The sequence below is a fragment of the Pseudomonas sp. Irchel s3h17 genome (assembly GCF_900187505.1).
In the GTDB taxonomy this organism is placed as follows: domain Bacteria; phylum Pseudomonadota; class Gammaproteobacteria; order Pseudomonadales; family Pseudomonadaceae; genus Aquipseudomonas.
The window spans coordinates 154,675-175,776 of record NZ_FYDL01000011.1 but is presented as its reverse complement, the minus strand read 5'-3'; the positions used below and the strand labels follow the sequence as shown (position 1 = coordinate 175,776).

General features: G+C 60.2%; 18 protein-coding genes. 9 read left to right on the top strand and 9 right to left on the bottom strand.

The annotated features are described in order from the left end of the window. Position 1: 1 nt before the first annotated feature. The gene (locus tag CKW25_RS17950) at positions 2-1,561 is read right to left on the bottom strand and encodes a PLP-dependent aminotransferase family protein (protein WP_095081193.1); all 1,560 of its coding nucleotides are present in this window, start codon (positions 1,559-1,561) and stop codon (positions 2-4) included. 103 nt (positions 1,562-1,664) lie between these two features. Here CKW25_RS17950 and CKW25_RS17945 point away from each other — a divergent pair, with 103 nt between their 5' ends. From CKW25_RS17945 to CKW25_RS17935, 3 genes are read left to right on the top strand one after another with little or no spacing between them, the layout of a single operon-like run. After that, positions 1,665-2,294, top strand: a complete 630-nt coding sequence (locus tag CKW25_RS17945) for an FMN-binding negative transcriptional regulator (protein WP_095081191.1) — start codon at positions 1,665-1,667, stop codon at positions 2,292-2,294. A 2-nt stretch (positions 2,295-2,296) separates the two neighbouring features. Beyond that, complete coding sequence (locus CKW25_RS17940) at positions 2,297-2,743, top strand: GNAT family N-acetyltransferase (RefSeq protein WP_095081190.1); 447 nt, start codon at positions 2,297-2,299, stop codon at positions 2,741-2,743. A 17-nt stretch (positions 2,744-2,760) separates the two neighbouring features. Next, positions 2,761-3,432, top strand: coding sequence for a GNAT family N-acetyltransferase (locus tag CKW25_RS17935; protein ID WP_095081189.1), 672 nt, complete (start codon positions 2,761-2,763; stop codon positions 3,430-3,432). A 139-nt stretch (positions 3,433-3,571) separates the two neighbouring features. Here CKW25_RS17935 and CKW25_RS17930 read toward each other — a convergent pair whose 3' ends face one another. From CKW25_RS17930 to CKW25_RS17915, 4 genes are all read right to left on the bottom strand, one after another. Next, complete coding sequence (locus tag CKW25_RS17930) at positions 3,572-3,850, bottom strand: helix-turn-helix domain-containing protein (RefSeq protein ID WP_095081187.1); 279 nt, start codon at positions 3,848-3,850, stop codon at positions 3,572-3,574. Then, positions 3,847-5,172 (bottom strand): type II toxin-antitoxin system HipA family toxin, encoded by a 1,326-nt coding sequence (locus CKW25_RS17925; protein WP_095081306.1) that lies wholly within the window; start codon positions 5,170-5,172, stop codon positions 3,847-3,849. Before CKW25_RS17925 ends, CKW25_RS17930 begins: the two co-directional genes overlap by 4 nt. Before the next feature lie 208 nt (positions 5,173-5,380). After that, complete coding sequence (gene oadA, locus CKW25_RS17920; RefSeq protein ID WP_095081185.1) at positions 5,381-7,189, bottom strand: sodium-extruding oxaloacetate decarboxylase subunit alpha; 1,809 nt, start codon at positions 7,187-7,189, stop codon at positions 5,381-5,383. A gap of 11 nt (positions 7,190-7,200) precedes the next feature. Then, complete coding sequence (locus tag CKW25_RS17915) at positions 7,201-8,616, bottom strand: acetyl-CoA carboxylase biotin carboxylase subunit (protein WP_095081183.1); 1,416 nt, start codon at positions 8,614-8,616, stop codon at positions 7,201-7,203. A gap of 190 nt (positions 8,617-8,806) precedes the next feature. Between CKW25_RS17915 and CKW25_RS17910 the strand changes: the two genes are divergently transcribed. Next, the gene (locus tag CKW25_RS17910) at positions 8,807-9,769 is read left to right on the top strand and encodes a LysR family transcriptional regulator (RefSeq protein ID WP_095081180.1); all 963 of its coding nucleotides are present in this window, start codon (positions 8,807-8,809) and stop codon (positions 9,767-9,769) included. Here CKW25_RS17910 and CKW25_RS17905 read toward each other — a convergent pair. Both CKW25_RS17905 and hexR read right to left on the bottom strand, forming a co-directional pair. Beyond that, complete coding sequence (locus tag CKW25_RS17905; protein WP_095081178.1) at positions 9,711-9,923, bottom strand: PA3496 family putative envelope integrity protein; 213 nt, start codon at positions 9,921-9,923, stop codon at positions 9,711-9,713. The two genes, CKW25_RS17910 and CKW25_RS17905, sit on opposite strands and share 59 nt — an antisense overlap. A gap of 270 nt (positions 9,924-10,193) precedes the next feature. Continuing rightward, positions 10,194-11,060 carry a transcriptional regulator HexR gene (gene hexR / locus CKW25_RS17900; protein ID WP_025131545.1) on the bottom strand — a complete coding sequence of 289 codons (867 nt, stop codon included), beginning with the start codon at positions 11,058-11,060 and terminating at the stop codon, positions 10,194-10,196. 356 nt (positions 11,061-11,416) lie between these two features. On the opposite strand from hexR, the gene CKW25_RS17895 reads away from it, so the two are divergent. Continuing rightward, positions 11,417-11,752, top strand: coding sequence for a hypothetical protein (locus CKW25_RS17895; RefSeq protein WP_095081176.1), 336 nt, complete (start codon positions 11,417-11,419; stop codon positions 11,750-11,752). 88 nt (positions 11,753-11,840) lie between these two features. Here CKW25_RS17895 and CKW25_RS17890 read toward each other — a convergent pair whose 3' ends face one another. Then, the gene (locus tag CKW25_RS17890) at positions 11,841-14,708 is read right to left on the bottom strand and encodes an EAL domain-containing protein (RefSeq protein ID WP_095081174.1); all 2,868 of its coding nucleotides are present in this window, start codon (positions 14,706-14,708) and stop codon (positions 11,841-11,843) included. A 260-nt stretch (positions 14,709-14,968) separates the two neighbouring features. Between CKW25_RS17890 and uvrD the strand changes: the two genes are divergently transcribed. The 4 genes from uvrD (at position 14,969) to CKW25_RS17870 (ending at position 19,257) form a co-directional block, all read left to right on the top strand. Further along, on the top strand, positions 14,969-17,152 hold the full coding sequence (gene uvrD / locus CKW25_RS17885; RefSeq protein ID WP_095081173.1) for a DNA helicase II: 2,184 nt from the start codon (positions 14,969-14,971) through the stop codon (positions 17,150-17,152). Between the two features lie 66 nt (positions 17,153-17,218). Then, on the top strand, positions 17,219-17,659 hold the full coding sequence (locus tag CKW25_RS17880) for an EamA family transporter (RefSeq protein WP_095081172.1): 441 nt from the start codon (positions 17,219-17,221) through the stop codon (positions 17,657-17,659). A gap of 178 nt (positions 17,660-17,837) precedes the next feature. Beyond that, positions 17,838-18,713, top strand: a complete 876-nt coding sequence (locus CKW25_RS17875; protein WP_095081171.1) for a Tim44 domain-containing protein — start codon at positions 17,838-17,840, stop codon at positions 18,711-18,713. A 136-nt stretch (positions 18,714-18,849) separates the two neighbouring features. Continuing rightward, positions 18,850-19,257 (top strand): SMI1/KNR4 family protein, encoded by a 408-nt coding sequence (locus tag CKW25_RS17870; RefSeq protein WP_095081169.1) that lies wholly within the window; start codon positions 18,850-18,852, stop codon positions 19,255-19,257. Positions 19,258-19,278: 21 nt separating this feature from the next. Here the strand turns inward: CKW25_RS17870 and CKW25_RS17865 are convergent, their stop codons facing one another. Beyond that, on the bottom strand, positions 19,279-21,042 hold the full coding sequence (locus CKW25_RS17865) for a cation:proton antiporter (protein ID WP_095081168.1): 1,764 nt from the start codon (positions 21,040-21,042) through the stop codon (positions 19,279-19,281). Between the last annotated feature and the right edge of the window lie 60 nt (positions 21,043-21,102).

The following is a 21,102-nucleotide window of genomic DNA, read 5'->3' as shown; positions in this document are numbered from 1 at the left end:
GTCAACTTTTCGAACAGGTCCAAACTCCTCGCAACCGTGCTATCGCTGCCTTGATAGCGGCTTCCGGCACAGCTGAAAACCCCAGCACCAACCCGGAGCGTTGATCGATCGGGGTCGTGGACTCCGGCAGCCAATAGCTGCTCAGCCCATTGATCTCGACATCGACACTACTCGCCAACTCGATCAACTCACGCTCACGGGCCACGCCGTCGACCGGTACGGTCATGTGCAACCCGGCCGTCACCGTAGGCAACGGGCCAACTCCCGGGATATCCGTAGGCCAACCATTGAGCAGGGTATTGCGCCGGCTCAGCGCTGCGCGCCTCATACGCCGTATATGCCGCTGGAAATGCCCGGCCGCCATGAACTCGGCCATTACCGCCTGGGTGCTCACCTCGGAATGACGTACATCCACGGCACGACGCTGGGCGAATGCTTCCACCAGGTCGACGGGCAGCACCAGGTAGCCCAGACGCAATGCCGGAAACGCCACCTTGCCGAACGTGCCGACATAGAGCACCCGCCCTTGCCGGTCCAACGCCGCCAAGGGGGCCAACGGGGCACCGCTGTAGCGGTACTCGCCGTCGTAGTCGTCCTCGATGATCCAGCCGTCTGTCCGCTCGGCCCACGCCAGCAACTCCAGACGCCGGGCCAGGCTCATGATCACACCGGTCGGGTATTGATGTGATGGTGTGACATAGGCCAGTCGGCAATCGCTTAGACCGGCCAGTTCGGCGCAATCGATGCCATCGCTGTCCACCGAAACACCGTGCAACTTAGCGCCTGCCAGCGCGAACGCATGACCCGCCGCACGGTAACCGGGGTTTTCCACAGCCACCCCGTCACCAGGCGCCACCAGCAGCTGTGCACAAAGGCTAATCCCCTGCTGCGCGCCACTGGTGATCACAATTTGCTCAGCGTTGCACTGCATGCCTCGGGAACTGCGCAAATAGGCCGCGATCATCCCGCGCAAACGCGCATCGCCCTCCGGTGCGCCATAACACAGCTGCTGTAAATCCGGCTTGCGCCAGAAAGCCGCATTCAGCTTGGCCCAGACCTCGAACGGGAACAGGTCAAACGCCGGCACCCCCACCCGAAACGCCCTCGGCGGCCCACTCGGCGGCTTGGGCAAATGGTGCTTCTCGACTCGTTGAAGCGCATCGCTGTGGATAACTTTACTGGATGAAACTACAGGTAAATCCGGGTGTTTTGTGGATAACCCTGTGGGTAAGCCTGTTGAAAACCCTGTGGATACTTTTGTGGATAGTTTTTCCGCCAGCAGGATGTTTGCCGGTAATTGCGCCACATAGGTGCCATCACCCACCCGCCCCTCGATGAAGCCTTCGGCGTAGAGTTGGTCATAGGCACGCACCACGCTGTTGCGCGAAATCGACAACGCCGCCGCCAGATCGCGGCTGGCCGGTAAACGGGTGCCACTGGCCAGTCGACCGTCGAGCACGCGCAGGCGCAATGCCTGATAGAGCTGGCGACTCAGGCCCTGACGGCGATCAAGCTCGATGCCGGCGGGATTGAACGACAGCAACAGTGACGGGTTGCTCATGGCACGACACCTTGGCAATGGACCTATGAAATTAGCCGGTAATGGCTCTTACAACAGACCAATAGCCTGCCTAGGATGCAGGCATTCGCCAAGGAAAATTTCCATGTATACCCCCAGCGCTTTTGCCATCGACGACCTCGCCACCCTGCATCGACAGATCCTCGACACACGCCTGGCCATGCTCGTTACCCATGGCGAGAACGGCTTGCAAGCGAGTCATCTGCCCCTGCTGCTGAGCCCCGAACAAGGCGCCAACGGCACGCTCTACGGCCACCTGGCCCGCGCCAACCCACAATGGCGGGAACTGGAAGGCGGTGCCGAGGCGCTGGTGATATTCCCGGGGGCCGAGGCTTACGTCAGCCCGTCTTTCTACCCCGCCAAAGCCGAACACGGCAAAGTCGTACCGACCTGGAACTACATCGCCGTGCACGCCTATGGCCGGGCCGAAGTGTTCAACGACGCCCAGCGCTTGCGCGACCTGGTCAGTGCCCTGACCGATCGCCACGAAAAGGGCCGGGGCCAACCCTGGAAAGTCGACGACGCGCCTGCTCATTACATCGACGGCATGCTCAAGGCCATCGTCGGTTTCGCATTGCCCATCCAGCGCCTGGAAGGCAAGCGCAAGCTCAGCCAGAACCGCAGTACCGCAGACATCGCCGGCGTGCGCGAAGGGTTGGCCACCAGCCCCGACCCGCATGACCAGGCGCTCGCCCACTTGATGCCCAAGGAATGAACATGAGTCAGATCGAGATACGCCGCGTCACCGCCGACGACCAGGCCGCCTGGCTGCCGTTATGGCAAGCCTACCTGCGCTTCTACAACACAGAACTGCCAGAGGCGGTCACCCACAGCACCTGGCAACGCTTTCTCGACCCCGGTGAACCGACCCACGCAGCCCTCGCCTGGGCTGACGGTAAAGCGGTGGGCATGGTGCATTTCATCTACCATCGCTCGAACTGGAGCGTCGAAAACTCCTGCTACCTGCAAGACCTGCTGGTGACGCCCGAAACACGCGGTACCGGTGTCGGCCGCAAGCTGATCGAGTACGTCTACAGTACCGCCAAGGCCGACGGCTGCTGCAAGGTGCATTGGCTGACCCACGAAACCAACGCGACAGCAATCCAGCTCTACGAGCGCATTGCCGAACGTCCGGGTTTCATCCAGTTTCGCAAAGGCCTCTAACGTTCAAGGAGAACACCATGTCGATTTCACTCGCCGACTGGAAAGGCGTCCCCCCGCCCTCGGCCCAATCGCTCGAAGGGCGCTTCATCCGCCTGGAAAAGCTCGACCCGGCGCGTCACGCCGAAGGTTTGTTCAACGCCCTGCAGGGCCCTGGCGCCGACCCGAAGCTCTGGGACTACCTGCCTTACGGTCCATTCCCGCAGCGTAGCGCCTTCAATGACTGGCTGAACAACCATGCAGCCAACAGCGACCCGTATTTCTTCTGCGTCATCGACCGCGCCAGCGGCGACGTCCAGGGCATGCTCAGCCTGATGTCGATCGTCCCGGCCCAGGGCCGCATCGAAATCGGCCACGTCACCTTCGGCGCACCGATGCAACGCTCGCCGAAAAGTACCGAAGCGGTTTACCTGCTGGCCAAGGAATCCTTCGCCCTGGGCTATCGTCGACTGGAATGGAAGTGCAACAACGCCAACGCCCGCTCCAAGTACGCCGCCGAACGCCTGGGTTTCAGCTTCGAGGGCGTGTTCCGCCAGCACATGGTGGTCAAGGGCCAGAACCGCGACACGGCGTGGTATTCGATCCTGGATTCGGAGTGGCCGGTGATTGGCGCGGGGTTCGAGAAGTGGTTGTCAGATGAAAATCAGACGAGCTCGGGGCAGGTGAAAACGCTGGTGGAGTGCCGAGGCTAACCCTCCCCACAGTAAACGATTACAGGTTGCACCAGCACCTGAATGATCGGCACATCTCTCTACAGACAGGGGGCAGCTTCACTTTTATCGACGAGAGTGTCGCTTGCCCACGATGGTGCTTCTTACTGGCTGGCATCCGTCAGCTAATCGTTCGGCGAACCCTCACCACGCCCATTTTCATCCCGAACGGGCGGAACACAGCGTTGAGTGATTTGAGCGTCTGGTTTCCTTCTCCATGTTCGATATGCACCAACGTGCGCACTGAAATCTTGCACATCTTTGCAAACTGACTCTGATGCAACCCCGTCACCTCAACCCGCAAGCGTCGAACGGCCTCACCTATTTCCAGAATACCTTCGGCAAGTCCTTGCTCAATGCTCTCAATCAACAGGGCCCGAGCGTCTATGGTGAGCGTCATTTCAAGCCCCAGCTTTTCAAGCGTTGTTCAAGGTTTTTCAAGGCGATACTCGGGTGATTCAGGGTGACGCCAGGCAAGCCGCTGGCGGCCAGAATGTCCGGCAACGCCCGTAAATGGTCAGCATCTTGTCGAAGACGCTCGTACACTTGCCGAGAGTTGGCGATGCTCTCCACCGCTTCACATACCCCCCGCCAATCAATGTCCCCGGCAACCTCCAGTTCCTTCGGCCACTTGGTCGTACGCGTCACACCGTCCTCGTCCATCACCATAGGCGCCAGGTCATAGATCGGCGCAAGACGAAAGGAGTCCACATCGCGGATGATCGCCGTGTTGCGCCCATGATTATCCGAGTTGCCAAGGATCTTGTTGATCAAATCACGTCGCAGATAATCCGCCATCAGGTCCGGGATCTGCTCTGCTTGACCAGCCTGCGTCCATAGATTGGCAAGAAGCTGAATCACCTCCAGATGGTTCATATAGCTGCCGGGGGTTGTAACACCGGCCAGTGAGTAAATCGACTCAACAGCCAGGCGCTCAACGCCCTGTTCGGTTACTTTTCGGTCAAAGCGCTGCATCCACAAACTGGGTTTGTTCGCCTCCTCCAGTGCCAGGCCCTCTGCCGCAATGGTCTCTATTCCCAGGGCTTGCAAGGCCTTGTAGTAATGGAATTCGCTTCTGAGAATGTCCTGATCAGCCTGGCCTGCCTTGTGACGGGCAAACTTCACGAACCAATGGCGCACTGTTCTTGCGTCATCCAACACCGCGTCGGGGTACAGCAACCCCTCAGGATTTTCGCTCATCAACAGTTTCGGGGCTTCCCCACCCGCCCCCGTCGCTCCACCAATGGCCGCGCCTTGTTCATAGGCGTATTCGAGAAAGCTGTTATCACGGGCAATCACTTCTTCCCGTCGGAACCCCATCGGTGGACGGCTATCCAGCGCGTCAGCCGACTCCTTGATACGCATGTTGCCAATAGGTGCCGGAGTGCTTCGGCACAACAAAAACAGATCGGCACTCACCTCTTCAGGCTTTTCCTGACCCATACGCGCCATCAGGAATCGCCTCGCGGCCCCGGCTGGTGCGATGTCATGCAGGAAGGCAGGGGCTTTTTTCAGCGACACGCTGTCCCAATCCAATGGCAACCTGGCGCTGACAGCGCTTGCGAAGGGCGACTGGATGCAGTCGAAGTTCCCGGTGATGTAATCCCGTTTGTACGCAAACCGGCACGGGCCTTCGAAGCCTTTTTGCGGCTCGGCAAAAACCAGGGTCATGGCGTCTAGCCAATTTCCGGCGGCATATATCTGGAGGGTCAGGGTATACATTTTCAAACCTGCAATTTGATGCATCTACTGCGCATAGGCTCGCTCTGAACTTGCAATATAGTGCAGATTCGCTACATTCGCTCATCAATAAACGCATTAAAATGCAGTTTTAGTGACGGCCGATAAAAAGAAACGCATTAAAATGCAGGAAAAAAAAAGGAGGGCACATGCCCCCCCGAGGTAAAACGTTGCAGATGAAGGCGTTGTATCAGCCTTCGATCTCGATCAGGATCTCGCCCGGGTTGACCCGGTCGCCCTTGGCCACGTGAATGGCGGTGACCTTGCCGGCGATGGCCGATTGGACTTCGGTTTCCATCTTCATCGCTTCAGTGATCAGCACGGCCTGGCCGGCTTTCACGGTGTCGCCCTCCTTGACCAGCACATCGACGATGTTGCCCGGCATGGTGGTGCTGACATGGCCCGGCGCGCTGGCCTGCTTGCGTTTGCTGCTGCCACCGCCGACAAATTCGTTGAGCGGTTCGAACACCACTTCTTCCGGCATACCGTCGATGGACAGGTAGAAGTGACGCTTGCCTTCAGCCTTGACGCCGACACCCGTGATGTCGACCCGGTAGGTTTCGCCGTGCACGTCGATGACGAATTCGGTCGGTACGCCTTCGCCACCGGCCGAGGCCACGCCGCCGGCTTCAGGAATCGGCAGCAGCACTTCGGGAGTCAGGGTGCCGGCCTCGCGCTCTTCGAGGAACTTGCGCCCGATGTCCGGGAACATCGCATAGGTCAGTACGTCTTCTTCGGATTTGGCCAACGCGCCGATTTCACCGCGAAGCTTGGTCATTTCCGGCTTGAGCAGGTCGGCAGGACGCACGTCGATCACTTCTTCGCTGCCGATGGCCTGGCGGCGCAGTTTTTCGTCGACGGTACCCGGCGCCTTGCCGTAGCCGCCCTGCAGGTACAGCTTCACTTCGTTGGTGATGGTCTTGTAGCGCTCACCGGCCAGTACGTTGAAAAACGCCTGGGTGCCGACGATCTGCGAAGTCGGAGTCACCAGCGGTGGGTAGCCAAGGTCTTCGCGAACCCGCGGGATTTCCGCGAGCACTTCGCTCATGCGGTTCAGGGCGCCCTGCTCTTTCAACTGGTTGGCCAGGTTGGAAATCATCCCGCCCGGCACCTGGTTGACTTGCACGCGGGTGTCGACCGCCGTGAATTCGCTTTCGAACTGGTGGTACTTCTTGCGCACGGCGTAGAAGTACAGGCCGATCTCTTGCAGCAGTTCCAGATTCAGGCCGGTATCGAACTCACTGCCCTTGAGGGCCGCAACCATCGATTCGGTACCCGGGTGGCTGGTGCCCCAGGCAAAGCTGGAGATCGCGGTGTCGATGTGGTCGGCACCGTTTTCGATGGCCTTGAGCTGGCACATCGCGGCCAAGCCGGCGGTGTCGTGACTGTGGATGAAGACCGGCAGCGATTGCTCGGCTTTCAGCGCCTTGACCAGTTCGCCCGTGGCGTACGGCGTCAGCAGGCCGGCCATGTCCTTGATCGCCACCGAGTCGCAACCCATGGCTTCCATTTGCTTGGCCTGGTCCACGAACGCATCGATGGTGTGCACCGGGCTGGTGGTGTAGGCGATGGTGCCCTGGGCGTGCTTGCCGGCGGCTTTCACCGCCTCGATGGCCACCCGCAGGTTACGCACGTCGTTCATGGCGTCGAAGATGCGGAACACGTCGATGCCGTTGACCGCGGCCTTGGCGACGAAGGCTTTGACCACGTCGTCGCTGTAGTGGCGGTAGCCCAGCAGGTTCTGGCCGCGCAGGAGCATTTGCAGGCGCGTGTTAGGCAACGCCGCGCGCAGTTTGCGCAGGCGCTCCCACGGGTCTTCCTTGAGGAAGCGCACGCAGGCGTCGAACGTCGCGCCACCCCAGCACTCCAGCGACCAGTAGCCGACTTTGTCGAGCTTGTCGCAGATCGGCAGCATGTCGTCAGTGCGCATGCGGGTTGCGAGCAGCGATTGGTGAGCGTCGCGCAGGATAGTGTCAGTTACATGAATTTTCTTGGACATTGGAATATTCCTCACAGGCCTGCGTGGGCGGCGATGGCGGCGGCGATGGCCAGGGCCAGCTCTTCGGGTTTGCGCTTGATCGAGTAGTTGGTCAGCTCAGGGTGGCTTTCGACGAAGCTGGTATTGAACTGGCCGCTACGGAATTCCGGGTTACGCAGGATTTCCTGGTAGTACGCGGCCGTGGTCTTGACCCCTTGCAGACGCATGTCGTCCAGGGCTCGCAAGCCACGGTCCATCGCCTCTTCCCACGTCAGCGCCCACACCACAAGCTTAAGGCACATGGAGTCGTAGAACGGCGGAATGGTGTAGCCGGTATAGATCGCCGTGTCGGTGCGCACGCCGGGACCGCCGGGCGCGTAGTAACGGGTAATCTTGCCGAAGCTGGGCAGGAAGTTGTTTTTCGGGTCTTCGGCGTTGATCCGGAACTGCAGCGCGAAACCGCGATGCTGGATGTCTTCCTGCTTGACCGACAGGGGCAGGCCGGACGCAATGCGGATCTGCTCACGGACAATGTCGATGCCGGTGATTTCTTCGGTGATGGTGTGTTCCACCTGCACCCGGGTGTTCATCTCCATGAAGTACACCTCGCCCTCGGCGAGCAGGAACTCCACGGTACCGGCGTTCTCGTAACCCACGGCCTTGGCCGCGCGCACCGACAGGTCGCCGATGTAGGCGCGCTGTTCAGGGGTCAGTTGCGGGCTTGGCGCGATCTCGATCAGCTTCTGGTTGCGACGCTGGATCGAGCAGTCACGCTCGAACAGGTGCACCACGTTGCCGAAGCTGTCGCCGAGGATCTGCGCTTCGATGTGCTTGGGGTTGACGATGCATTTTTCCAGGAAGACTTCCGCCGAACCAAAGGCCTTGGTGGCTTCGGAAATCACCCGTGGGAATGCCTGCTCCAGTTCTTCACGGCTGTTGCAGCGACGAATGCCACGGCCGCCGCCACCGGAGGTGGCCTTGAGCATCACCGGATAGCCGATGCGATCGCCTTCGACCAGGGCTTCTTCGATGCCCGCGACGTTACCTTCGGTGCCCGGCGTGACCGGCACGCCGGCCTTGATCATGCTGCGACGCGCTTCGGTCTTGTCGCCCATGCGGCGGATGACTTCGGCCGATGGACCGATGAACTTGATACCGCGCTCGGCGCAGATATCGGCCAGCTCGGCGTTTTCCGACAGAAAGCCATAGCCTGGGTGCAACGCATCGCAACCGGTTTCCACGGCCAGGTTCACCAGCTTGCGCGGGTTCAGGTAGCCGGCCAGTGGCTCGGCACCAATGCTGTGGGCTTCATCGGCGCGCTTGACGTGCAACGCATGGCGATCGGCGTCGGAATAGATCGCGACCGAACGAATGCCCATCTCGGCGCAGGCACGTATGATTCGTACGGCAATTTCACCACGGTTGGCGATCAGGATCTTTGTTATCACTTGGAGTTTCCCTTGAGCCGGTTGCTACCCACGACCCCTAGACTGGGTCGGCGCGTGACTAAATGCTTCAAGCCAGTCGCACAGTCACACTATCCCGCTCAAGGGATTAACAAAAATCAATAATAATTGGGTCATGCATAAGTAAAGACTTATAGTTGAGCCACCAGCCTGTGGCCAGAGTCAGCATAAAATGCGTAAGTCCTTGATGCGTATGACATTACGTCAGCTTCAGATCTTCAATGAAGTCTGTGATTTGCGTTCTTACAGCCGCGCAGCCGACGAAATGTCGCTCACACAACCGGCTGTTAGCCTACAGATGCGTCAGCTGGAAGAGCTGATTGGTCAACCTTTGTTCGATTACGTCGGCAAAAAGCTCTACATGACCGAGGCCGCTGAAGCGTTACAGCGTGCCAGTCGAGACATTTTCGGGCGCCTCGAAAACCTCGATATGCAACTCTCGGACATGCAAGGTTCCTTGCAAGGCCAACTGAAACTGGCGGTGGAATCCAGCGCCAAGTATTTCGTACCGCACTTGTTTGCCGCATTCAAGCGCCAGCACCCGGAAGTGAACCTGCAACTGACGGTGGTCAACCGTGGGCAGGTGATCCGGCGCCTGTCCGATAACCGTGACGATCTGGTGATCATGTCCATGGTGCCGCAGGACATGGGGTTGGAATTTTTGCCGTTCCTCAACAATCCGATCGTCGCCGTGGCGCCACCGGACCATCCACTGTGCCACATGGGCCCTCTGCGCCTGCAGGACCTTGAGCCCTACACCCTGCTGCTGCGCGAACCCGGTTCCGGGACGCGCCTGGCGTGCGAGGAGTACTTCAAAGAGAAGCGCGTGCACTTCAACCAGACCCAGGAAGTCTCGTCAGCCGAGGCCCAGCGCGAATGCGTGGTGGCGGGCCTGGGCGTGGCCCTGTTGACGCGCCACGCCCTGAACCTTGAGTTGGCGACCGGTGGACTCAAGGAGCTGCCGGTCGAAGAGCTGCCGTTGTTTCGCAGCTGGTGCCTGGTGCAGGCCAAAGCCAAGCGCCTCTCACCGGTCGCGCATGCGTTCCTGGGATTTATCCGCAGCGAACGCGCGCAGATCAGCGCGCTGGTTGAGCGCTTCGACGCGAAGCTGCCGGTGTTGCCTGCCAGTAGTTGAGCTCACCACCGTCAGGAAAATCGCCGATCTCGGCCAGAAGCTGCCGGCGTTCGCAGCGATCTTCGATCGCACGGCGGAACTCCATGCGGCGCTGGTCTTCCTGCTGACGACGGGTTTTGACGGCGCTGTTGCGTTCTTCGTAGGGCTGGGCCATTTCGAGTCTCCCAAGGCGAGTGCGGGAGTTTCAAGATAGGCAACGGGGATGACGGTTTGGCGGCGAGCGGGTTACAGACTGATGAAATCCACAGGGTGACATCGAACCTGCGGTGAGGGCGCGTGTTCCCGTTGGGCAACGAAGCGGCCCCAAAGTCACGCGACGCGGTGATTCAGGAGGATCGTGCCCGCCGGGTTTGCGACTGTTGCGCCCGAGCGCGGACTGGCCGACGGGGGCAAGCCCCCTCGCCACAACGAGCCCATTGCCACATCAATCGTCCAGCGCTTTCACCGATTTGGGCGACAGGCGCAGGCTGCGAAGGCTGCGCTTGACGCTCTTGAGGTGGTTCACCAGGCTCGGGCCGCGTGCCATGGCCACGCCCATGGCCAAGACATCGATCACCACCAGGTGCGCGATACGCGAGGTCAGCGGCGTATAGATTTCGGTGTCTTCGTGCACATCGATCGCCAGGTTGACGGTCGACAACTCGGCCAAGGGGGTCTGGCTCGGGCACAAGGTGATCAACGACGCACCGCTTTCACGCACCAGGTTGGCAGTGATCAACAGGTCCTTGGAACGCCCGGACTGGGAGATGCAGATCGCTACATCAGAGGGTTTCAGCGTGACCGCCGACATCGCCTGCATGTGCGGGTCGGAGTAGGCCGCCGCCGTCAGCAGCAACCGAAAGAATTTATGCTGGGCATCCGCGGCCACGGCACCGGAGGCGCCAAAACCATAGAACTCGACGCGCTGAGCCTGCGACATGAGCGTCACCGCCCGCTGCAACTCCACCGGATCGAGCTTCTCGCGAACCTCCATCAGGGTGTGCAGGGTGGTGTCGAAGATCTTCAGGCTGTAGTCGGCGACCGAGTCGTCTTCATGGATCGCGAATTGGCCGAAGCTCGCACCCGCCGCCAGGCTTTGCGCCAGCTTCAGCTTCAAGTCCTGGAAACCCGAACAGCCGATGGCGCGACAAAAGCGCACGATGGTCGGTTCGCTGATGCCAACGCTGTGGGCAAGATCGGCCATGGAGCTGTGCATCACTGCCGCAGGGTCAAGCAGCACGTGATCGGCAACCTTGAGTTCCGATTTGCGTAACAGGTGGCGAGACTGGGCGATATGTTGCAACAGGTTCAAAGGGCAGGACTCATTGTTATGGGCAGGCGCCGGGGATGTAGCAAGCTTGTAGTTATACTACAAGAATCCGCTTTTTGCCTGCTCAATGCGTAACTCCATGTCCCCGCCCTGCGCCATGCGCGCTGCATGTAGCCCTCCGTAGCCGATACCCCCAAGCGCAACCCTGTAGAAAACTCGCCAAGACAATGATCCGTCGGCCGCCTCTATCCGAAAGGGCCTGCCTCATTCGCGGTTCGATCAAGCCCAAAAAACACACGACCTTACAGATACCCTACATATGTAGGGCATCCCCACCCACTGCCGGAAGGATAGTGACCGGGCAGGACGCACACTATTCATTACAGGAGTTAACAACCATGATCATTACTACACGCGACTGGAAAGCCCAACGAGATCTGATGCCGGGCGCTCCATCTTTCCGCGTCACCGGCACCGTCACCGTCGCACACCCTGGTATTACGCCGAAATTAACCCAGTCAGCCGTTCACCATCGTGAAATGACCGGAGGTATCAAGGCATGCGAGGTAACGCTGGCGCTGACACTTGAAGACACCGACGACTGTTTTTTGCAGGTCGTGACAGACAAGGCCGTCAGGTTCGAGACATCGAACGACCTGGATGTCACAAAAGTCAGCATTTTCTATAACGGCCAGCTGCTGCAGCAGATTGATGAAATTCTGACCACCCATTAAGCGCCCACAGTCTCTTGCTCGGGCGCAGCGTGACTTCCTGCCGGACAGTGGACTGATCCGGCAGGAATCCCATCGGGTTACCGCCCCCTCATTCAACATCCTGCCCGCGCAACAGGCCAGCCAGTCCATCGGCCTCCACCGGCCGGCTGATCAGGTAGCCTTGCACCTCATCACACCGCTCGGCCTTGAGAAACGCCAACTGCTCCTCGTGCTCAACGCCTTCGGCCACCACCTTGAGCGACAATCCATGAGCCATGGCAATGATCGCCCGGGTGATCGCCGCGTCGGCACCGCCCTCGCCCAGCCCGCGGATGAATGCCTGATCAATCTTCACGTAGTCCACGGGAATGCGCTTGAGGTAGCTCAACGACGAGTAACCGGTGCCAAAGTCATCGATGGCCAGCTTCACCCCCAGGTCACGCAGCTGTTCAAAGGTGGCGATGATGTGTTCGACGCTGTCGAGCAACTGGCTTTCGGTCAGTTCCAATTCCAGGTAGTGCGGCGCCAGGCCGGTTTCTTCCAACACCTGGCGCACTAGACTGACCAGCGTGCCCCGCCGCAACTGGTGCACCGACAGATTGACCGAGACCCGAATCGGCTCCAGTCCCTGGCGCTGCCACTCGCACGCCTGCCAGCAGGCCTGGCGCAGCACGAACTCGCCAATCGCCCCGATCAGGCCTGTTTCTTCCGCCAGGCCAATGAACGCTCCCGGTAATACCCAGCCCATGGTCGGATGGTCCCAGCGCACCAGCGCCTCGGCGGCGTTCAGCCGGCCGGTGGCGAGACAGCGCTTGGGTTGGTAGAACACCTTCAACTGATGTTCTTCGATGGCCTTGCGCAGCTGATTTTCCAACTGCAGGCGCTCGAACGTGCTGGTCTGCAGGCTGTCGGTGTAAAACTGAAAATTGTTCCCGCCCAGGTGCTTGGCATGCTGCATGGCCATGTTCGATTGGCTGATCAGCGCCGAGATCTCCCGGGCGTTGTCCGGCAACAGGCTGATGCCCATCGATGCACTGACCACCAGCTCATGGCCTTCGACCGTCAGCGGCAAGCGCAGCTTGGTCGACAACCGGGTCGCCACGCGTGCCAGGCTCGACAGGTTGCCGTAGGCATCGAACAGCACCGCGAACTCATCGCCCGACAGACGCGCGATAGTGTTCGCTTCCGGCAATGCGTTGACCAGGCGTCGCGCCATTTTCTGCAACAACTGGTCAGCCACCTCATGGCCCAAGCTGTCATTGAGCAATTTGAAACGGTCCAGGTTGATGTGCAGCAAGGCCAGGCTGCGCCCGCCCCGCCGGACCCGTTGATGAGCTTCATGGAGCCGCTCGCGGAACAAGGCGCGATTGGCGAGCCCCGTCAGTTCGTCGTAGTGGGTCAGGTTGCGCATCCGCTCTTCGGATTCGCGGCGGGCAGACAGATCAGCGAAGAAGCCCACGATATGACTGACGTTTCCTCGAGAATCGCGCACCACGTTCAGCTGTAGCCATTGCGGATAGAGCTCGCCGTTCTTGCGCGCCTCCACCAACTCGCCCTGCCAGGTACCCTGGGCTTCCAGTGCCTGATGAATGATCGGGTAGTGCCGGCGCGCATCGCGGCTGCACGGCAACTCGACCACATTGCGCCCCAGCAGGTCCTCGATCTGATAACCGGTCACCCGGCTGAACGCCTGATTGACCGCGATCAGCGCGTAATCGGGGTCAAAAATCACGATCCCTTCACTGGCCGCCTCAAACACCGTCGCCGCCAATTGCCGTTGCTCTTCCAGGTCCTTGCTGGCGCTGATGTCGCGCCGAGTACCGACCATTCGCAGGACCCGCCCGCTGGCGCTACGCTCCACGGCTCGCCCACGGTCTTCGATCCACACCCAGTGGCCATCACCATGACGCACACGGTATTCGATCTGATAATCCTCGGTGCGCCCCTTCAAATGTTCCACCAGCGCCCGTCGTAGCGCGGGCAGGTCCTTGGGGTGCAGGCGCGGCTTCAGGTGCCGGAGCATGGCCGTGATGAATTCCGGCTCCAACCCGAACAGCTCCTTGAGCTGGGTGTGATGCACTTCGTCGGTCTGCAGGTTCCAGTCCCAGAGTCCCAGCTCACTGGCCTTCAACGCCAGGGCCAGCCGCGCCTCGCTCTTGCTCAAGGCCTGATTGGCGGCATCCAGATCGAGGCTGCGTTGAGCCACGCGGCTTTCCAGACCGACCTGGGCCGCCCGCAACGCCTCTTCGACCTGGCGGCGCTGCTCAACTTCCCGCGCCAGTTCCTGATTAAGCAGCTCACTGCGACTTTGCGCCTGCTGCAGATGCTCGATCAGCGCCTGGTTCTGGAAGCGCCGCATCAACCCGCGCTGGATCAAGCGGTTGACCTGCCAGGCCACCACGCTCAGGGAGCCCAACAGAATCAACCCGAGCCAGCCCCAGCCCTGCTGCCGCTCATCACCGCCCCAGAACAGATAGCCAATGGCGGGTAACAGACACGGCAAGGTAAAGGACAGGAAGGCCGGCAGGCTTACCGCATAGGCGACGCTGGCCGACAGTGTCGCGGCGCCAATCAGGCCGAATACCCAGGCTTGTTGCAGAAAACTGTCGGTGGGCACCAGGGCGATGCCGGCTGCCGCCAGGGTCAGGCCGCTCATGGCCGAGCCCAGCAAAAACATGCGGTGCCAGATGGGTTGCGCCTGGCGACCGGGTATCGCCGAATCGAATGCGGCGACCTGAATCACCCGTAACGCCACCAGTGCCAGCAACCACACCAGCCAGACGCTCACCAATAAATAGCGCTGCGGACTCCAGAGCAATCCGGCGCAGACCAGCCCATTGATCAACATGAACAGCGTAGGCAGCAACGAGCCCTGATACAGCAGACGCGTGCGCTCGACCGCCATCTCCATGGCGTACTGCTTGCGGATAACCTGCGGTTCCACAATGGGCCCCGGCAGACTGGAGCTGAGGGTCATAGGCAATATTCTTGTTTTTTCAAGGCTGGCCGTGCAGGCCCGAAACGTCGACGGAGCATACACAAGCAATGCCCCGGACCAAACTGATCCTGCACACAAAATCGACGAAACCAATGGGCCTGGGAAACCGCTCGAAACCCCAGAGCCACGGCCTGTCAGGGCTGCTGGCGAGTGACCGACCGGTCGCCCTGGGCGTATCTTTCATCGGTTAATGCAACGCTCGGTTTGCCCGGTGTGGCTCAGCACCCTAGAATGCGCTGATGCGCGATGATCTCTCCCTTCTGCTGAACTCCCTCAACGATGCCCAACGCCAGGCCGTAGCTGCCTCCGTGGGTCGTCAGTTGGTCCTGGCCGGTGCTGGTTCCGGTAAAACCCGTGTGCTGGTGCACCGTATCGCCTGGTTGATCCAGGTCGAAAACGCCTCGCCACACTCGATCCTGTCGGTGACTTTCACCAACAAGGCCGCTGCCGAGATGCGCCACCGCATCGAGCAGCTGATGGGTATCAACCCGGCCGGCATGTGGGTCGGCACCTTCCACGGCCTGGCGCACCGCCTGTTGCGGGCACACTGGCAGGAAGCCGGCCTGAGCCAGACCTTCCAGATCCTCGACAGCGACGACCAGCAACGCTTGGTCAAACGGGTGATCCGCGAACTGGGACTGGACGAGCAACGCTGGCCGGCCCGCCAGGCCCAGTGGTTCATCAACGGCCAGAAAGACGAAGGCCTGCGTCCACAACACATTCAAGCCAGCGGCGATCTGTACCTGGCCACCATGCGCAGCATCTATGAGGCCTACGAGGCCGCGTGCCTGCGCGCGGGCGTCATCGACTTCTCCGAACTGCTGCTGCGCGCCCTCGACCTGTGGCGCGACCACCCGGGCCTGTTGGCGCATTATCAAAAGCGCTTCCGCCACGTACTGGTCGACGAGTTCCAGGACACCAACGCCGTGCAGTACGCCTGGTTGCGACTGCTGGCCAAAGGCGGCGACAGCCTGATGGTGGTGGGTGACGACGACCAGTCGATCTACGGCTGGCGCGGCGCGAAAATCGAGAACATTCACCAGTATTCGGCCGACTTCCCGGACGCGGAAGTCATCCGCCTGGAACAGAACTACCGCTCCACCGCCGGGATTCTCAAGGCCGCCAACGCCTTGATTGCCAATAACACCGGACGCTTGGGCAAAGAGCTGTGGACCGATGGCGGCGAAGGCGAAGCCATCAATCTCTACGCCGCGTTCAACGAACATGACGAAGCACGCTACGTGGTGGAAACCATCGAAAGCGCGCTGAAAACCGGCATGGCCCGCAGCGATATCGCGATTTTGTACCGCTCCAACGCCCAATCACGAGTTTTGGAAGAAGCGCTGCTGCGCGAGCGCATTCCGTACCGCATCTATGGTGGCCAACGCTTCTTCGAGCGGGCCGAGATCAAGAACGCCATGGCGTACCTGCGCTTGCTCGAAGGGCGCGGCAATGATGCGGCACTGGAGCGGGTGATCAACGTTCCGGCCCGTGGCATTGGCGAAAAAACCGTCGAGGCCATCCGTGACCACGCCCGCCACAGCGATGTGTCGATGTGGGAAGCCATGCGCCAACTGATCGCCAACAAGGGCCTCACCGGTCGCGCGGCCGGTGCCCTGGGCGCGTTCATCGAGTTGATCGAGAACCTGGCGGCCAAGACCACCGAAATGCCCCTGCACCTGATGACCCAAACGGTCATCGAGCAGTCCGGCCTGATTGCCTACCACGAAGCGGAAAAAGGCGAGAAAGGCCAGGCACGGGTAGAAAACCTTGAGGAACTGGTCAGCGCGGCGCGCAACTTTGAAAGCGCCGAAGAAGACGAAGACCTGACGCCACTGGCCGCCTTCCTCGGCCATGCCTCTCTGGAGGCTGGCGACACCCAGGCCGACGAGCATGAAGACAGCATCCAACTGATGACCTTGCACAGCGCCAAGGGCCTGGAATTTCCTTACGTGTTCCTGGTGGGCATGGAAGAAGGCCTGTTCCCGCACAAGATGAGCCTGGAAGAGCCCGGCCGCCTTGAAGAGGAACGCCGCCTGGCTTACGTGGGTATCACTCGCGCCATGCAAAATCTGGTGATGACCTACGCTGAAACCCGACGCTTGTACGGCAGCGAAACCTACAACAAGGTGTCGCGCTTCGTCCGCGAAGTGCCAAAGGGCCTGATCCAGGAAGTGCGGCTGTCCAACAGCGTCAGCCGTCCGTTTGGCGGTGGCCAGAAGCAGAATTCGAGCAGCCTGTTCGCCGGTGTGGAAATTCCGGAAACCGCGTTCAGCCTCGGCCAGCAAGTCCAGCATGCGGTCTTCGGCGAAGGGGTTATTCTCAACTTTGAAGGCGCCGGCGCGCAGGCCCGGGTGCAAGTGAACTTCAGCGAAGGCAGCAAATGGCTGATGCTCGGCTACGCCAAGCTGGAAGCGGTCTAGTCCTGCATGGCTGATCGTTCCCGCGCTCTGGCCGGGAACGATCAACTCCAGTAGAGGGCGCAAGACATGGGCTCGGGCTTCTTTTCTTCCTGGACATTCTGGGCCCTGTTATCGGCGGTGTTTGCCGCCCTGACCGCGATTTTCGCCAAAGTAGGTATCGAAAACGTCAATTCCGACTTCGCGACGCTTCTGCGCACCGTGGTGGTCCTCGTCAGCCTGGCCTTGATTTTGTACGCCACGGGCCAATATCAGTCCCTGGGATCGATATCCGCCAGAAGCTACCTGTTTCTCCTGCTGTCCGGGCTGGCAACCGGTGCTTCGTGGATATGCTACTTCCGGGCGCTGAAACTTGGACCCGCCGCGCTGGTAGCCCCGGTGGACAAACTCAGCGTCGTGCTGGTGGCGGTACTGGGCGTGATCCTGCTGGGCGAGAAGCTCGACCTGCGCCAATGGAGTGCAATCGGCCTGATCACGACAGGCGTGGTCCTGTTGGTGTTAAGACGCTGAGCGACTTTCCTGCTGAACCAAACCAATTGTCCTACGGACAAAAGTACATACACCGCCTCATGCCGACGGGGCTGAATGCAGCCTGTCAGGCAAAAGCCAGAAACACTCTGCCGCTAGCCAGTAACACTTCACCTGTGCAACATGGCGCGCGTGCCATCCACAAATGGGAATTCCCTTTATGAAACGTTTTCTTAGCATCGCCATGGCGTTGTGCATCGGCCTGACGATGAGCCTGGACGCCAACGCCAAGCGCTTTGGTGGCGGCAAAAGCTCCGGCGCTGCGCCGACGCACCAGACCAGCCAAATGGCCCCTTCTTCTCCTGGCATGGGCGGCGCAGCCGCGACTGCCGGCGCCGCCGGTGCCGCTGGCGCTGCCGCCAAGGCCGGTGGTGCTTCGCGCTGGCTCGGCCCTCTGGCCGGTATCGCTGCAGGTGGCCTGCTGGCCTCCATGTTCATGGGTGGTGGCTTCGAGGGCATGCAGATCCTCGACATCCTGATCATGGCCGTCCTGGCCTTCGTCATCTTCCGTTTCATCGCCGCTCGTCGCCGCAAGCAACAAGCGCACATGGCCCCTGCCGGCCACGCGCCAATGCAGCGTGAAGCTTTCGAACAGAAGCCATCCATGGGGTCAATCTTCGGTGGTTCGGCTGCACCCGCTGCCGCTCGTCCGGTGATCAATGCTCCAGCCTGGTTCAATGAAGAGCGCTTCATTGAAGCGGCGCGCAACCACTTCCAGTCCCTGCAGCAGCACTGGGACGCCAACGAAATGGACAAGATCACCGAGTTCGTGACGCCGCAACTGCTGGAGTTCCTCAAGCGTGAACGCGCCGACCTGGGTGACGGCTTCCAGTCCACCTACATCGACAACCTCACCGTTCAACTGGACGGTGTGGATGATCGTGCCGACAAGACCATCGCCACCCTGACATTCAGCGGTGTGTCGAAAACCTCGCGTTTCGACCAGGGCGAAGTGTTCAGCGAAAGCTGGAACATGGAACGTCCGCAAGGCGACAACCAGCCTTGGCTGGTGGCCGGTATCCGCCAGAACGGCTAATACCCTCCCGCGGTTGCCTGCAGCACATAAAACCCCAGCCTCGGCTGGGGTTTTCTATTTCGCGGTTGCATCTATAGCAAGCTACTGTATAAACCGGCCCAACCAAACCGCGCCAATGAGCAAGAGGATCCCGGACGTGGAAGAAATCATCGAACAACTGCGTGAAGCCAACGAACCGGTACCGGTGCCCTTGGAGTTGCCTGACGAAGACCTGCTGGTGGAAATCGAAGAACAGCTGTTCATCGATATCCCGTTTGTCTTCAGAGAATTCCTGCTGACCGTCAGTGACGTGGTTTACGGCAGCCTGGAGCCGGTGACCGTCACCGACCCGCAATCCCATACCTACCTGCCCGACGTTGCCGCCAACGCCTGGGACGCGGGCGTGGAGCGCAGCCTGATCCCGATTTGCCAGGACGGCGACAACTACTACTGCGTCGAAGAAGACGGCACCGTGGTGCTGTGGCTGGCCGAAGAAGAACTGCTCGCCGAAGAAACCTGGGAATCGGTATGGCACTGGGCGCGGGACGTCTGGCTGGAGAGCTGATTGGCCGGACGCCCTGCTTGATCAATGCCCGGACGAATCCTTGTGGTTGTCCAGGGTTTCCAGCAGGGCGATCTGCATCCGTGTGTGCACACGGATGAACCAACGCCACAGCAACGCGGCCACCGCAGCTGCCACGACAGCAACCAGCAGCAGCAACTTGTTGGTCGGCAAAATACTGGCCGACAAGGCTGCCAGCAGCAGGAAGATCACCAGCAGCGAGAGAATCGGGATCACTTCGGCGATCACCCGACGCACTCGCTGAGTGTGGCGGCCGGCCATCTCCGGCTTCACCCCCATTTCCGCCAGCATCATCGAGAGCGCCTTGAGCTTGCGGTATGCCGCAATCAGGAACGGCAGCGACAACAGCAACGCGCCCCCCCAGACCAACGCTTTCTGCCAGCTCGGATCGCTGATCCAGTCTTGCAGGTAAGCGGACATGCGCTCGGCGAAAAAGGCCCCTGACAAAAAGATCGCCACCACCAGCGCCAGATTGACCCCCACCTGCAACAGAATCCGCCGGATCATCGATGCCAGCAGCGCACCCTCGCCCTGGGGCTGGATACTGCGCAACCACTCGCCATACATCCCCAGTACACGGCCCAAACGTTGCGGTATGACCGCTGCGAGCCTGATCGACAACGGATCGGCTGCCCGAATCAGGTAGGGCGTCATCAAGGTGGTGATCACCGAGACGGCAACGGCAACCGGGTAGAGAAAGTGACTGGTCACCTGCAGGGTCATGCCCAGCGCCGCGATGATGAACGAGAACTCGCCAATTTGTGACAGGCCCATGCCGACCCGCAGTGAAGTGCGTCCGTCATTACCGGCGATAAAGGCCCCGAGACCACAGGTCAGTATCTTGCCGAGCACAACCGCCACGGTGATCACCACAATCGGCCAGGCATATTGCAGGAGGATAACCGGGTCGAGCATAAGGCCGATGGCAACAAAGAAGATCGCACTGAACAGGTCGCGAACCGGCTCGATCAGACGTTCGATTTTCAGCAGTTGCCGGGACTCGGCCATGATCGCGCCAATCAGGAACGCACCGAGCACCATGCTGTATTCGAGCTTGACCACCAGCAGGCAAAAACCAAAGCACAGGCCCAGTACAGTGATCAACAGCATTTCGTTGCTGTCGAAGCTGGCCACGTAAGCCAGCAGGCGCGGCACCAGCAGAATCCCGATCACCAAGGCCACGACCATGAACAATGAGAGTTTACCAACGGTGGAAAACACCTCGCCCGAACTCACGGTGCCACTGACCGCGATGCTCGATAACAAGGCAATGATGCCGATGCCGAGTATGTCCTCGACGATCAGCACACCAAAAATCAGTTGGGCAAAGCGCTGGTTTTTCATCTTCAGGTCATTCAGCGCCTTGACGATGATGGTGGTCGAGGAAATCGCCAGAATCGCGCCGAGGAACAGCGAATCCATGGTGTTCCAGTCGAACCAGCGGCCAATTTCGTAACCGATCCAGATCATCAGCACGATTTCCAGGAACGCTGCAATGAACGCGGTCGCGCCGACCTTGAACAGCTTGCGCAGGCTGAACTCCAGGCCAAGGCAGAACATCAGGAAAATCACCCCGAGCTCGGCCAGGGTCTTGATGGTGTCTTCGTCGTGAATGAACCCGAACGGCGGAGTGTGCGGACCGATGATGAAACCCGCGACGATATAGCCCAGGACCACCGGTTGTTTGAGCCGATGAAACAGCACGGTCACCACGCCCGCCACCAACATGATCACTGCCAAATCCTGAATGAAACTGACGGCATGCATGGCGAAGGCTCCTTGATGACGGGCGACTAAAACCGTTTCGTGATGACCGGATCGCGAGAA

Coding starts and splice junctions, on each gene's coding strand:
- CKW25_RS17910 (WP_095081180.1), top strand. CDS start 8,807: ATGCGTAAGTCCTTGATGCGTATGACATTACGTCAGCTTCAGATCTTC.
- CKW25_RS17935 (WP_095081189.1), top strand. CDS start 2,761: ATGTCGATTTCACTCGCCGACTGGAAAGGCGTCCCCCCGCCCTCGGCC.
- CKW25_RS17880 (WP_095081172.1), top strand. CDS start 17,219: ATGGGCTCGGGCTTCTTTTCTTCCTGGACATTCTGGGCCCTGTTATCG.
- CKW25_RS17925 (WP_095081306.1), bottom strand. CDS start 5,172: ATGTATACCCTGACCCTCCAGATATATGCCGCCGGAAATTGGCTAGAC.
- CKW25_RS17950 (WP_095081193.1), bottom strand. CDS start 1,561: ATGAGCAACCCGTCACTGTTGCTGTCGTTCAATCCCGCCGGCATCGAG.
- CKW25_RS17890 (WP_095081174.1), bottom strand. CDS start 14,708: ATGACCCTCAGCTCCAGTCTGCCGGGGCCCATTGTGGAACCGCAGGTT.
- CKW25_RS17945 (WP_095081191.1), top strand. CDS start 1,665: ATGTATACCCCCAGCGCTTTTGCCATCGACGACCTCGCCACCCTGCAT.
- CKW25_RS17905 (WP_095081178.1), bottom strand. CDS start 9,923: ATGGCCCAGCCCTACGAAGAACGCAACAGCGCCGTCAAAACCCGTCGT.
- CKW25_RS17865 (WP_095081168.1), bottom strand. CDS start 21,042: ATGCATGCCGTCAGTTTCATTCAGGATTTGGCAGTGATCATGTTGGTG.
- uvrD (WP_095081173.1), top strand. CDS start 14,969: ATGCGCGATGATCTCTCCCTTCTGCTGAACTCCCTCAACGATGCCCAA.
- CKW25_RS17940 (WP_095081190.1), top strand. CDS start 2,297: ATGAGTCAGATCGAGATACGCCGCGTCACCGCCGACGACCAGGCCGCC.
- CKW25_RS17875 (WP_095081171.1), top strand. CDS start 17,838: ATGAAACGTTTTCTTAGCATCGCCATGGCGTTGTGCATCGGCCTGACG.
- oadA (WP_095081185.1), bottom strand. CDS start 7,189: ATGTCCAAGAAAATTCATGTAACTGACACTATCCTGCGCGACGCTCAC.
- CKW25_RS17895 (WP_095081176.1), top strand. CDS start 11,417: ATGATCATTACTACACGCGACTGGAAAGCCCAACGAGATCTGATGCCG.
- CKW25_RS17930 (WP_095081187.1), bottom strand. CDS start 3,850: ATGACGCTCACCATAGACGCTCGGGCCCTGTTGATTGAGAGCATTGAG.